At 63.9% G+C, this 12,769-nt stretch carries 11 protein-coding genes; 6 read left to right on the forward strand and 5 right to left on the reverse strand.

Features of this window, described 5'->3' with window-relative positions; translation table 11 throughout:
* The first annotated feature begins 4 nt into the window (after positions 1–4).
* On the forward strand, positions 5–1,027 hold the full coding sequence (locus OHD62_RS26125; protein WP_263788805.1) for an aldose epimerase family protein: 1,023 nt from the start codon (positions 5–7) through the stop codon (positions 1,025–1,027).
* A 283-nt stretch (positions 1,028–1,310) separates the two neighbouring features.
* Complete coding sequence (locus OHD62_RS26130) at positions 1,311–2,555, forward strand: phosphatase PAP2 family protein (protein WP_263788807.1); 1,245 nt, start codon at positions 1,311–1,313, stop codon at positions 2,553–2,555.
* An 83-nt stretch (positions 2,556–2,638) separates the two neighbouring features.
* On the opposite strand, the gene OHD62_RS26135 is transcribed toward OHD62_RS26130, so the two are convergent.
* Complete coding sequence (locus OHD62_RS26135) at positions 2,639–3,559, reverse strand: sugar kinase (RefSeq protein WP_263788809.1); 921 nt, start codon at positions 3,557–3,559, stop codon at positions 2,639–2,641.
* Between the two features lie 191 nt (positions 3,560–3,750).
* On the opposite strand from OHD62_RS26135, the gene OHD62_RS26140 reads away from it, so the two are divergent.
* Both OHD62_RS26140 and OHD62_RS26145 read left to right on the forward strand, forming a co-directional pair.
* A complete protein-coding gene (locus OHD62_RS26140) occupies positions 3,751–4,200 on the forward strand; it encodes a FixH family protein (RefSeq protein WP_263788811.1) in 450 nt (149 codons plus the stop codon).
* Positions 4,197–5,396 (forward strand): cytochrome-c peroxidase, encoded by a 1,200-nt coding sequence (locus OHD62_RS26145; protein ID WP_412177423.1) that lies wholly within the window; start codon positions 4,197–4,199, stop codon positions 5,394–5,396. The genes OHD62_RS26140 and OHD62_RS26145 overlap by 4 nt, the downstream gene beginning before the upstream one ends.
* Before the next feature lies 1 nt (position 5,397).
* Here OHD62_RS26145 and OHD62_RS26150 read toward each other — a convergent pair whose 3' ends face one another.
* On the reverse strand, positions 5,398–5,850 hold the full coding sequence (locus OHD62_RS26150; RefSeq protein WP_263788814.1) for an Lrp/AsnC family transcriptional regulator: 453 nt from the start codon (positions 5,848–5,850) through the stop codon (positions 5,398–5,400).
* Positions 5,851–6,012: 162 nt separating this feature from the next.
* On the opposite strand from OHD62_RS26150, the gene putA reads away from it, so the two are divergent.
* Positions 6,013–9,621, forward strand: a complete 3,609-nt coding sequence (gene putA / locus OHD62_RS26155; RefSeq protein WP_263788816.1) for a bifunctional proline dehydrogenase/L-glutamate gamma-semialdehyde dehydrogenase PutA — start codon at positions 6,013–6,015, stop codon at positions 9,619–9,621.
* 27 nt (positions 9,622–9,648) lie between these two features.
* The gene (locus tag OHD62_RS26160; RefSeq protein WP_263788818.1) at positions 9,649–10,761 is read left to right on the forward strand and encodes a glycosyltransferase; all 1,113 of its coding nucleotides are present in this window, start codon (positions 9,649–9,651) and stop codon (positions 10,759–10,761) included.
* 83 nt (positions 10,762–10,844) lie between these two features.
* Here OHD62_RS26160 and OHD62_RS26165 read toward each other — a convergent pair whose 3' ends face one another.
* From OHD62_RS26165 to OHD62_RS26175, 3 genes are all read right to left on the reverse strand, one after another.
* On the reverse strand, positions 10,845–11,159 hold the full coding sequence (locus OHD62_RS26165; protein WP_263788820.1) for an antibiotic biosynthesis monooxygenase family protein: 315 nt from the start codon (positions 11,157–11,159) through the stop codon (positions 10,845–10,847).
* Positions 11,160–11,225: 66 nt separating this feature from the next.
* Entirely contained in the window at positions 11,226–12,188 is a 963-nt protein-coding gene (locus tag OHD62_RS26170; protein WP_263788822.1) for an energy transducer TonB, read from the reverse strand.
* A gap of 134 nt (positions 12,189–12,322) precedes the next feature.
* Positions 12,323–12,766, reverse strand: a complete 444-nt coding sequence (locus OHD62_RS26175) for a hypothetical protein (RefSeq protein ID WP_263788824.1) — start codon at positions 12,764–12,766, stop codon at positions 12,323–12,325.
* Positions 12,767–12,769 lie beyond the last annotated feature (3 nt).

Consider the following 12,769-nt stretch of genomic DNA (forward strand, 5'->3'; position numbering starts at 1 on the left):
GGGCATGGCGATGAAGGACGGTGAGGTCTTCGGCACGACGCAGGCGGGCGACCAAGTCCGCCGCTTCACCATTCGCGGCGGCGGCCTCACCGCCAACATCATCGGCCTCGGCGCCATCATCCAGGATCTGCGCCTGGCTGGACACGATGCGCCGCTGGTGCTGGGATACGACCGTTTCGAACCCTATGAGACCGACAGGGCCTTCTTCGGCGCCGTCGTCGGGCGCTTTGCCAATCGTATCCGTGATGGCCGCTTCACCATCGCCGGCAAGCGCTACCAGAGCGAGCGCAATTTCCTCGACAAGCATACGCTGCATGGCGGTTCAGAAGGTTATTTCCACCGGCCATGGATGGTCTCGCTGCATGGCCGGGATTTCGTCACTCTGACGCTGCATGATCCCGACGACACGATGGGCTTTCCCGGCGCGCTCGACGTGACCTGTACCTACCGGCTGAAAATCCCCGGTACGCTGAGCATCGAGCTGACCGCGACCTCAGAGGAGCCGACGCTCTGCAATCTCGCCCAGCATTCCTATTTCAACCTCGACGATGGCGGCGCCGGCGACATCCTCGACCACCGGCTGATGCTGAATGCCGGCGCCTACACGCCGGTCGACGGCGAGATGATCCCAACGGGTGCGGTGAAGCCCGTCGACGGCACGCCCTTCGACTTCCGCCAGGCGCGGCCGCTGCGCATGGAGACCGAAGGCGAACAGCTTCCCTACGACCTCAATTTCTGCCTCGCCCCGACACGCGGGCCGCTCAGGCAGGCTTCCTGGGCGCAAGGTGCGAGTTCCGGCGTCGAGATGGAGGTCTGGACCACGGAGCCGGGCCTCCAGCTCTATACGGGTCAGTATCTGCAGCCGTCTTCAGGGTTGGACGGGCGCCATTACAAGGCTTTCTCAGGCTTCTGCCTGGAAGCGCAGGTCTGGCCGGACGCGCCGAACCGGCCGTATTTCCCGCAGGCCACGTTGTGGCCGGGCCAGATCTACCACCAGGTGACGGAATACCGGTTCCGGCTGCCTTAGCGTTGCCCTGCCACAGAAGCCGGTTGTCACAAACAACACTGCCTATCCGCATATTTGATCCTTTTGCCCGGCGGCGTTCGGCGCTATAATTAGCGATCGCTAAAATTAGGGCGGAGCAGCCGTAAAGCACAAAGCGTCCGTCTTTGGGCCGGGGACCAACCATTGGAGGCCAAACATGCTCAGCGCCTTATGCAAGGTCTGCGCAGTGATCCTCTTGTCAGGGACCTGCGCTTTCGCCCAATCGGATCTGATAGAACCAAAGGCTGGAACGTGGAAGACGTGGGTGATCACGTCGGGCAAGGACTTCCGAGTCCCGCCCCCGCCGGATACGTCCGCAGCCGAGCTGGAGCAGCTACGCAAACTTATTGCGACGAACGACGCACAGGTCGCCGCCAAGATCGTGTTCTGGGATGCCGGATCGCCCGGTTATCGATGGATTGACCTGGTCAACGACCGCCTTCTTGAAGGCCAGCAGATACCCAATGCACACCGCGTCTACACCTATTTGACGATGGCGATCTACGACGCCACCATTGCCGCGTGGGAATCGAAGTATTTCTACAATCGCCCACGCCCGAGCGAGGCGGATGCGACACTGCCGGTTGTGCTGCCTACGCCGCGGAGTCCCTCCTATCCATCGGAGCACGCCGCAGCCGCCGGAGCCGCCGCGACCGTTCTGTCCTATTTCTTTCCGGACGAGACGTCGTCGTTCAAGGCGATGGCCGAAGAAGCGGCACAGTCGCGTGTCCTTGCCGGTGTCCAGTTCCCGAGCGATACTTCGGCCGGTCTCGAATTGGGGCAACGGGTGGCTGACCAGGTGATCGCGCGGGCAAAGGCCGATGGCTCCGACGCAGTCTGGACCGGCACGATCCCGACCGGGCCATGCAAGTGGGTCGGGGACAAACCCGCCAATGTAACCATGCCGAACTGGAAGCCGATCGTGCTTGCAGCAGCCGAGGAATTCAGGCCGCCGACCCCACCCGACTGCCAGTCCCCGGCCGTAAAGGCCGAGACAGATGCAATCCGGCAGTTTGAGCGAAAATTCCCCAACAGCTACAAAGCGTTCTATTGGCAAAGCCCATCCGGCCTTTTCACCGACTGGTATGACTATGCCAGCAAGTGGATGTTCGAGGACAAGACGGATTCGAACCCGCCGCAGGCTGCGCGGGCATACGCGATGCTCGCAACGGTATACTACGACGCTTACATTGCAAGCAACGACGGGAAGTACGCTTATTGGTACCTGCGCCCCCACATGCTTGATAAGAGCATCACGCCCCTGTTTGCGGTGCCGGCCCATCCCAGTTATCCGTCCAACCACTCCACTCTTTCGACGGCCCGATGCGAGGTCCTGGCCTACCTGTTTCCCAGCCATGCGGAATTCATCCGCAAGGTTGGCAAAGAGGCCGGCGATTCGCGCGTCTGGGCCGGCATCCACTACCAGATGGACAACGAGGCCGGTGCCGCGCTCGGCAAAGCGGTCGCAGCGAAATTCATCGAGCGGGCGAGAAAGGACGGAGCAGACTAGTGGAGGGAGAGGACACCTCAATTCAAACGACAAGGTTTCGCCAATCTCGACCTTTGGCGGCAGCAGGCTGATTTCGTTTGATCCTAATCCCCGAACGCTGCCCTTAGCGTCTCGAACGGCGCCAGTGCGCCGCGCACCTGCACGACAGCGGCGGCAACGCGGTGTGCGCGCAGCACCGCTTCCGCCGGGGCGTGGCCAGCAAGCCGGGCGGCGAGATAGCCGCCATTGAAGGAATCGCCGGCGCCGGTCGTATCGACAGGGGCGGCGACATGCACGGCGGGAACAGGTTGCAGGGCTCCTTTTTCGGCGATCAGTGCCGGCTCCTCGCCGTTCTTGACGACGACTTCACCGACCAGCTTTCCCAATCGTTGCGCTGTCGCTTGCGGCTCTGTATCGCCAAACAGCATCTGCTCGTCCGGGAAGGTTGGCAGCGCGATGTCGGCGACGGCAAGCGCATCGAGGATCGCGGCTTGCGCCGCCTCACGGCTGTACCACAGACGCGGCCGGTAGTTGGGATCGAAGGCGACAAGCGAGCCCGCCGCGCGCGCCTTGGCTACGGCCGCCAGCAATTTCTTGCGCGCGGTATCCTCCAGAATTGCCAAAGTGATACCGGAAAAGTAGACAAGCGCCTGGTTTTCCAGGTTTTTTGCCAGCGCGGCCGGATCGGAGGCTAGCTGCCGAGCAGCCGCATCGCCGCGCCAGTAGGTGAAGGAGCGTTCGGCGCCGGTCAGCGTGATCGCATAAAGGCCCGGCCGCGCACCCGATATGACCGGGCTTTCGCCGATGCCGATGCCGTTTTCGGCGAAGAAGGCGATCTGGCCTTGTGAGAACGGATCATCGCCGAAGGCCGACACATAGGTGGCCGGACGATCGCCGCTCAGCGCATGCAGCGCCCATAGCGTGTTGAAGGTGTCGCCGGCAAAGCCCATGCGCCAGTTCGGCCCCGCCTGGCCTGAAAGTTCGATCATGCATTCACCGATCGAGGCGACGCCGTTTCCTGCCATAAATCTCTCTCCTGGTGCCGGCCGCCCCAAGGTGTACCGACATGCACGAAACCAAAGACCCGGTGCTGTAGCTTTTTGCAACCGGCAGCGCCATGGTTGGCGGCGGCGGATTTTTACGCCAGAAGCGTTTTCCCACAGGCGGTGGGACGCTATCTGCCGACCAAGACGTTAATGGCTGAAAAGGAACCGGTTTGGCATCGTTATGGCGTTATGTTCTGGCAGGCCTTGGTCTGGCTGCCTTGCTGGCTGGCATTCTCACCGTCGTCTACCTGACGACGCAGCATGCGCCTCAGCTGGCCGGTGCCGACATTTCCCGCTCGAAAACGACGGCGCACGGGTTGTTTGTGGCCAGTTTCGCGCCAGAGAAGGGTGTCGTCCGGCAAGGCGAACTGCACTCCTGGCTGCTGACCCTGAAGACGGTCAAAGGAGCCTCGGTGGAGGGCGCCGCGATCACCGTTTCCGGCGGCATGCCGCAGCACAGGCATGGCCTGCCGACCAGCCCGCAGGCGACCGACTATCTGGGCGACGGACGCTATCGCATCGACGGGCTGAAATTCACGATGAGCGGATTGTGGCAGTTGCATTTCGCCATTTCCGCAGCGGCCGGTTCGGACACGGTCATCTTCAACGTGCTGCTGTGAGCTGGCTTTCGCGCTTTCTCGTGCTGATGGCGATGGCCGTGCTTGCCGGCTGCGGCAAGCCGGAATTCTCCGACGCCGAGAAGAAGACCATCGCCTCGCTGGCGCTCAACACCTTGCCACCACTGAAGGCCGACACCACCAACCGCTTCGCCGACGTGCCGGCCGCCGCAGCACTCGGTTCGACGCTGTTCTTCGACCAGGGCATGAGCGGCGATGGCATGGTTTCCTGCTCGACCTGCCACAAGATCGACCGGCAGTTCCAGGATGACCTGCCGCAAGCGGTCGGTGTCGGCCGCACCAATCGGCGCACCATGCCGCTGGCCGGCGTCGCGCATGATCCCTGGTTCTTCTGGGACGGGCGCCGCGACAGTCTGTGGGCGCAAGCGCTGACGCCGCTGGAAAATCCGCTGGAGCAGGCCGGCAACCGCGCGGCCTTCGCACACTACATCAAGGCGCGCTTCGGCGAGCGCTATGAGCGTATCTTCGGGCCGCTGCCCGACCTCTCCACTGTGCCGGCCAATGCCAGCCCGCTCGGCACCGATGCCGAAAAGGCGGCATGGAGCACGATGACTGCTGCGCAGGCCGAAGACGTCAATCGCGTCTTTGCCAATATCGGCAAGGCGATCGCCGCTTTCGAGCGGTCGATCGCGCCGCCGCAGACGCGCTTCGACCGCTTTGCCATCGATTTGGCGACAGGCGCCAAGCCAAAAGACGACGACGCCTTTTCGCCAGAGGAAATCCTTGGGTTGAAGCTGTTCATCGGCAAGGCCAATTGCGTGACATGCCACGCCGGACCGCGTTTCACCGACAACAGTTTTCACAATACCGGCGTGCCGCCGGTCAAGGATTTGCCGCCGGACCGCGGCCGCATAGATGCGGTACGCCAAGTCGAGGCCGATCCGTTCAACTGTTTCGGCGCCTTTCGCGACGGCGATGCCAGCGCCTGCGGCGAGCTGCGCTTCATGGTCAAGGCCGGACCGGAACTCATCCGCGCCTACAAGACGCCTTCATTGCGGGGTGCGGCCACGCGGCCGCCCTACATGCATGCTGGGCAGTTCTCGTCGCTCGACGAAGTCGTGGCGCATTATTCCAAGGCGCCGGCAAGTGTCGAAGGTGTGTCGGAGGTCCACCCGCTGCAGCTTTCGGACCGCGAGCGCGCCGCGCTGGTGGCGTTCCTGAAGACGCTGGCGGATTAGATTATCGATCCTTCACGGTCTCCATCGCCACGAAAGTGGATGTCTGGGCGACGTGGGGGAGGGCGGAAATGCGTTCGCCGAGCACGCGGCGATAGGCGGCGATGTCGGTAGTGCGGACTTTCAGGAGATAGTCGAAGCTCGACGCCATCATGTGGCATTGCTCGATCTCCGGTACCGCCTGGACGGCGCGGTTGAAGGCGTCGAGCGCGGCCGAGCGCGTATCGGACAGTTTTACCTGGACGAAGGCGACATGACCTTCGCCCATCCGCTCACGGTCGATGATCGCCTGGTAGCCACGGATAAAACCATCCTTCTCGAGTCGCTTCACCCGCGCCTGCACCGGCGTCTTCGACAGGCCTACCTTTGCGGCGAGTTCCGACATGGAAAGCCGGCCATCGCGCGCCAATGCCGACAGGATATTCCTGTCGATGCGGTCCAATTGGTCTTCGATCATCGAATTCGTGGTCTGATCTGAGAAAATTTGACCATAGGATAGGTCAATTGGACTGTCCTGTCGATTTCTTTGGAACGACTGAAATCCGGCTTTGTGCTAGCTTGCGCCCTTCGGTCCGGTGACCGCCGGCCGGCTCCCTTATGCTCGCTCCGCAGGATCGCCATGCCGCTCGATACCATCCGCCAGCAGATCCGTGCCAACTATTTGCCCGACGAAGACCAGGCGGTGCAACGGCTGGCCGAGGCGACGGGGCTTTCGACGAAAGACCGAAATGCGATCTCGGCCCGCGCCGCCGATCTGGTACGGGCGGTGCGCGGCTCGTCCGACCCGCGGCTGATGGAAGTTTTTCTCTCTGCCTACGGTCTCTCGACCAAGGAAGGCGTGGCGCTGATGTGCCTGGCCGAGGCGCTGTTGCGCGTGCCTGATACCGAGACGATGGACGATCTCATCGCCGACAAGATCGCGCCGCACGACTGGTCGGCGCATTCGGGCGGCTCGAGCTCGATCTTCGTCAACGCCTCGACCTGGGCGCTGATGCTGACCGGCCGCGTGCTTGACGAAGGCGAGGGCGGCATCGAGGGCACGCTGCGCGCCATGGTGCGCAGGCTCGGCGAGCCGGTCATCCGCAAGGCGGTGGCCGCCGCCATGCGCGAGATGGGCGAGCAGTTCGTGCTCGGCCGTACCATCGCCGAAGCCGTCAAGCGCGGCCGGCCGATGACCCAGAAAGGCTACCTCTATTCCTTCGACATGCTGGGCGAGGCGGCCCGCACCGAGGCCGACGCGCTGCGCTACCACAAGGCCTATGCCGATGCGATTTCCTCGCTCGATGCCGGCTCCAACGGGCCGGATATTCGCTACAATCACGGCATTTCGGTCAAGCTGTCGGCGCTGCATCCGCGCTATGAAGTGGCGCAGAAGGAAAAGATGCTGCCTGTGATGGCGGAGCGGCTGCTATCGCTGGCGCTGGCGGCGCGCCATTCGCGCATGGGCCTCAACATCGACGCCGAAGAGGCCGACCGCCTTGACCTCTCGCTCGACGTCATCGAACGGGTGCTGGCCGAGCCGGAGCTGGCTGGCTGGAATGGTTTTGGCGTCGTCGTCCAGGCCTATGGTCCGCGCGCGGCTTTCGTGATCGACTGGCTCTACGCCTTGGCGAAGAAGTATGACCGCACCATCATGGTGCGGCTGGTCAAGGGCGCCTATTGGGACACCGAGATCAAGCGGGCGCAGACGCTGGGGCTCGACGGCTATCCCGTCTTCACCCGCAAGGCCAACACCGATGTCTCGTACATGGCCTGCGCGAAAAAGCTGCTGTCGATGACCGACCGCATCTATCCGCAATTCGCCACCCACAACGCCCACACCGTGGCCGCCATCCTGTCAATGGCGACTGACCGCGATTCTTTCGAGTTCCAGCGGCTGCACGGCATGGGCGAGGCGCTGCACGAGACGGTGCGCCAGGCCGAAGGCACGCGCTGCCGAATCTATGCGCCGGTCGGCGCGCATTCAGATCTGCTGGCCTATCTGGTGCGCCGGTTGCTGGAGAATGGCGCCAATTCCTCCTTCGTCCACCAGCTCACCGACGAGGAGGTCGAGCCGGAAGACATCGCCCGTGATCCGCTCGAAACCGTTGAGAAACAGGGCCCTGCCGCCAATCCGGCAATCGCTCGGCCCAGCGCGATCTTCGGCGTCGGGCGCCGCAATTCCAGGGGATTCGACATCACCGATACGGTGACGCTTGCCGCCATCGAGAAGGCCAAGGCGGGGTTCGCCGGGCCCGATCGCTGGCACGCCAAGCCGATCACCCGCGCCGCCGGCTATGGCAAGCAGCGCCCCATCGTCAATCCGGCCAAGCCTGACGAGGTGGTCGGCACTGTAAACGAGGCTGCCGCCAAGCAGGTGGCGACCGCCGTGCGCATCGCGGTAGAGGCGCAGCCGGCCTGGGCGAAACGTCCGGTCGCCGAGCGTGCCGCCATCCTCAACCGTGCCGCCGACCTCTATGAGGCCAACGCCGTCGAGTTCTTTGCGCTCGCCACCCGCGAGGCCGGCAAATCGTTGGCCGACGGCGTTGCCGAAGTGCGCGAAGCGGTCGATTTCCTGCGCTACTACGCAGCCGAAGCCGCCAATGCCGAAGCGGGCACCGAGGCGCGCGGCGCCATCGCCTGCATTTCACCGTGGAATTTTCCGCTCGCCATCTTCACCGGCCAGATCGCTGCCGCGCTGGTCACCGGCAATTCGGTCATCGCCAAGCCGGCCGAGCAGACGCCGCTGATCGCCTTCCGCGCCATTGAAATGCTGCGCGAGGCCGGCGTGCCGGAAGATGTCATCCAGCTGCTGCCCGGCGACGGACCGTCGATCGGCGGACCGCTCACCGCCGACCCGCGCATTGCCGGCGTCTGCTTCACCGGCTCGACCGAGGTCGCCAAGCTGATCGAGAAGCAACTGGCGGAGACCGCCGCGCCCGACGCGATGCTGATTGCCGAGACCGGCGGGCTCAACGCGATGATCGTCGATTCCACCGCGCTGCCCGAACAGGCGGTGCGCGACATTCTCGCCTCGGCCTTCCAGAGCGCGGGCCAGCGCTGCTCGGCGCTGCGCGTGCTCTACGTGCAGAAGGACGTTGAGAAGAAGATGCTGGAAATGCTGAAGGGGGCGATGGAAGCGCTCAGCATCGGCGATCCCTGGCAGATTTCGACCGACGTCGGCCCGGTCATCGACGACGAGGCTAAAGACTCGATCCGCGACTATTGCACCAAAATGGGCCTGCAGGGCCGGCTGATCGCCAAGCTCGAGACGCCGAAGAGCGGCCGCTTCGTCGCGCCGCATGTCTTCCGGGTCAAGGGCATCGAGGATATGGAGCGCGAGGTCTTCGGCCCGGTTCTCCACGTCGCTACATTTGACGCCGAGAAGATCGACGCTGTCATTGCCGCCATCAACCGCAAGGGCTATGGCCTGACCTTCGGCCTGCACACCCGTATCGAGGGCCGCGTCCAGCATTTCGTCGACGGCATCCATGCCGGCAACATCTATGTCAATCGCAACCAGATCGGCGCCGTCGTCGGCTCGCAGCCCTTTGGTGGCGAGGGGCTTTCCGGCACCGGGCCGAAGGCCGGCGGTCCGCATTATCTCCGACGCTTCCGCAAAGGCCCCGAGGCCGGCACGCACATTGCCGAGGGCCACAAGGTGACGGCGACGGAGCTTGCCGACAATCTGCCGGACCCAGCGCTCGGCGGCTGGTCGACGCGGCCCGACCGCGTCGCCATCCTGCGCAAACACCTGCGCGGCAAGGGTGCGGCGGCGATCGGTGCTGCCGCCAGCATCGATTTCGGCCAGGTTGACCTGCCAGGACCCACCGGCGAGGCCAACACGCTGTCACTGTCGCCGCGCGGAAGGGTGCTGTGCCTCGGCCCGGATGGAGATACGCTGCTGGCGCAGACCATCCAGGCGCTCGCGGCAGGCAATGCGGTGCTTGCCGTGGCACCTGGTGCGCCGGCCGCGCTGTCGGCGCTGACTGGCAAGGGCCTGCCGCTCGCGGCCATCGACGGCCGGCCCGATCCGGTCGAGGCACGCTCACTGCGTGTCGACGTGGTCGCCTTTTCAGGCACGCCGGAAGCCGCGCGCATCGTGCGAAAAGTCATCGCCGACCGCGCCGGTCCGATCGTGCCGCTGGTCAGCGAGGTGCTCAACCCGGCGGCATATGCTCATGAAAGGGCTGTCTGCGTCGACACCACGGCTGCAGGCGGCAATGCCAGCCTGCTGGCCGCGGCGTAGGGCTTTTCGCTCGTCGGCGATCGCCTCGTGTTGACAAGAAGCCGCGCCGGGCCGAACAGAGGGGACAATTCGACCGGGCCCGAACACATGCATCATGCGCCACCACGCTTTGAGCTTCCGCGTGTCGGCATCGTTGTCACCTGTCATAATTATCGCGCCTATGTCGAGGACGCGATCCGCTCGGTGCTGGCGCAGACTTATCAGCGATGGACCTGCGTCATCGTCGACGACGCTTCGACCGACGGCTCGACCGACCATGTCCGCCAGCTTCTTCATGAGATCGGCGATCCGCGCCTAAGCCACTTGGTGCGTTCGCAAAATGGCGGCCAGCTCGCTGCGTTCCGTGATGGTCTTGCCGCGAGCGATGCGCCTTTCGTGGCGTTCCTCGACGCCGACGATATCTGGCTGCCGAATTTTCTCGTCGCGCATCTTTCCGCGCATCTCAATGCGACGCGCCCCGCGGCAATGTCCAGCTCGGACGTCTATCTGGTCGACCGCGACCGCACCGTGCTCAGCGGCACCTACCTTATGTTGCGCAAGCCGCGTTCCCGGACGGATGCTTCCGGCATGGCCACGACGCCCTGCAAGCAGCTTGGCGAGATGGCGCCTGAGATCGCTTATGCATCGGAGTATCCGATCACCTATTTCGGCCCCGAGGCCTATGGCTGGATGTGGGCGCCGACATCGTCGATGGTTTTCCGGCGCGGCGCGCTGGAACCGGTTCTGGCGTTCCCGTTCAAGTCAAGGATGGGAACCGACTATCTCGCGGCAACATGCGCGCATCTGGCGGCGGGCAGCCTGATCCTGTCGGAATGTCTCGGCCTCTATCGCCTGCATGGAGCCAGCGTTACCGCCGGTGCCGCCTATGCTGGCGGTCATGTGCAGCAATCCCCTGGCTATCGGGCGCACGAGATGACCATGGGCAAGGACGTCCTCGACTATGTCCTGGCCGATGCGGAACGGCTCGGCGCCATCAACGGCAGGCACTTCGTGCCCGGATTCCTGTCGAGGCACGTCAAAAGGTTTGGCGACCTGGGAAGTGATTCGCGCCTGCTGCCTTTCCTTGATCGCCGCAGCCGCTGGCGGCGGCTGCGCAAGCGTTTGACGCAGGGGCTGCGGGGACTGTTCACCAAGGTTTGAGAAGCGGCAGGCATGGCCTGCCGAAGTTTCACACTTCCTACGGCGCGCAGCCGAACTTCAGCAGATTTGCTGGCGATGCCAAGTCACGCGCCCTCGACGACTGAAAAGCCCTCGAACTGAGGATGGCCGAGATAGTGCACCTTCGAGGTGCCGGTATTGCGGTGCGCGGCGCGAAAATTCTCGGATTTGGTCCAGGCGACAAAATCCTCATAGCTCGCCCACACCGTGTGCGAGGCAAACAGCGTGTAGCCTTCCGCCTCGTTGACCGGACCGCGCAGCAGGTGGAATTCCTTGAAACCCTGCATCTCCGAGAGGCTGGAATCGCGGTTTTTCCAGACGTCCTCAAAGGCGTCCTCCGAGCCGTTCTGGACCTTGAAGCGGTTCATGGCGATGTACATTGGGTTCCTTTCAGAATTGGTGAAGTGTGAGGATTGATGGATTGTCCGAGACGAAATTGGAGGTTCTCAAAACGGACCGATCCGCGCTTTGAACACCCAGTTTGACCTGCCAGTCTCGAGTGGGATGGGAGGGAACGGGGCCTGCTGGCGCACCAGTGTCAACGCGAATTGATCAAGCTCCGCAGAACCTGAGCTTTCGGCAAGCTGTATGTCGCCGATGCTGCCGTCGGCCATGACAACGAAAACGACCCTGGCGTTGGCACGAGCTTTCGCTTGTATCGATTTCGAAACGCGACGGTTGGCGCGGGAAAGCTTCTTCTGAACTTCACCGCTGTAGCGGGATTCCGCCGCATTGCCAGCCACAGCCTGCTCTTTGCCCGTGCTGGAGGTCACCGCGTCGCGTTCTTCGCCATCCGCCGCGCCGCGGGCATCGTTCGTTTCGCCCGCGCCGCCAAGCCCTGCCTCCGCGCTTGGCCTTGCGGTCGGGATCGGCGGCTGTCCGATATCGGCAGGAGGCGCCTCGGTGCTTTCGGCCGGAGCAGCCGGCTCTGCCGGTGTTTCAATCTTCGGGGCCACGCTCTGTTCGTCCAGGCGCGGGGTGTCGGCGATCAGTATGTCCGGCGTGGGGGTAGGTTGTTCGACAGCTTTCGGCAAGGGCGCGGGGGGCTGCGCGGCCATTTCCCTGGCGGGTTGTTTGGCTGGCGGCTCGGGCTTGACCTCTGGCTTGGCCGGTCGCGGGTCGGGCACCAAGGTGACATTCATTGCGCCCGGGGTCTGACCATCCAAGTCGCTGCCGACTACGTTGGCGCCGGTTTGATCGGTGCCTTCCATCTGGATTGCATCCCTGGAATCGAATGTCCCGGTGGGTGCGATCAGAAACGCCGCCACTGCTGCGGCATGGAGCAGGCAGGAGGCGATAATCGCCACCGTCCATTTGCGGTTGTCGGCTGAGTGCGCCTGCGCAAGCGGCTCGGCTGGCGTGATCGCCAGTTCGCTGCCGGCATCGGGGAGGGGGCTGATTTTCTGCATGTCTCGGGGCGAGAACTGCCGCGAGCGACATGGCATTGTCAAATCAAGATCAGTTGCCGCCCATGGCAGCGGACCGGACGCGGGCCATGCCGCGGTGTTTTGTGTAAATGCCGGATGTAGTCCCAACGCCGCCCTCAGACCCCGAAGGCGATGCCGGTCTTGGTCCCGGTCTTCAGGCCGCGCATGCAGGCTCCCGGCTCGACGCTTGCGCCAGCGCATTCCGTCGCGCTGTTGATCAGCACCCGGCTGAGCTTGGTGCAGTCGCTGCCGGCAAGGTCGAAACGCGTCACCTTGGTCTTGCCCGCCGGCAATTCCTTGAAGTCAAGCACGGTCAGCCGGTCGACGACACCGGCGGCGTTGAAGAGCGCGATCTCGAACGCCGCCTTGGTGAGATCGGTGCCAAGGCCGTTGTTGACGACGAAGGTCAAGCGGCAGCCCTTGTCTGAGGGCTGCGCGGCGTTGAGCTCGAGGGTCAGCGATGGGGCCGGCGCGGCCTGTTGCGCCAGCGCCGGGCCCATCGCAGGCGACACCGCCAACGTCGAGGTCAGCAGACGAAGCGATGCCGTCAAGCTTGTCATTGT

Origin of the sequence: Mesorhizobium sp. YC-39 (assembly GCF_025753795.1) — a bacterium.
Taxonomy (GTDB): domain Bacteria; phylum Pseudomonadota; class Alphaproteobacteria; order Rhizobiales; family Rhizobiaceae; genus Mesorhizobium.

Bases quoted from the DNA above. Each gene is read 5' to 3' on its own strand.
- OHD62_RS26125 (WP_263788805.1), top strand. From the start codon at position 5: ATGGCGATGAAGGACGGTGAGGTCTTCGGCACGACGCAGGCGGGCGAC.
- OHD62_RS26135 (WP_263788809.1), bottom strand. From the start codon at position 3,559: ATGGCAGGAAACGGCGTCGCCTCGATCGGTGAATGCATGATCGAACTT.
- OHD62_RS26150 (WP_263788814.1), bottom strand. From the start codon at position 5,850: ATGATCGAAGACCAATTGGACCGCATCGACAGGAATATCCTGTCGGCA.
- putA (WP_263788816.1), top strand. From the start codon at position 6,013: ATGCCGCTCGATACCATCCGCCAGCAGATCCGTGCCAACTATTTGCCC.
- OHD62_RS26165 (WP_263788820.1), bottom strand. From the start codon at position 11,159: ATGTACATCGCCATGAACCGCTTCAAGGTCCAGAACGGCTCGGAGGAC.
- OHD62_RS26170 (WP_263788822.1), bottom strand. From the start codon at position 12,188: ATGCAGAAAATCAGCCCCCTCCCCGATGCCGGCAGCGAACTGGCGATC.
- OHD62_RS26175 (WP_263788824.1), bottom strand. From the start codon at position 12,766: ATGACAAGCTTGACGGCATCGCTTCGTCTGCTGACCTCGACGTTGGCG.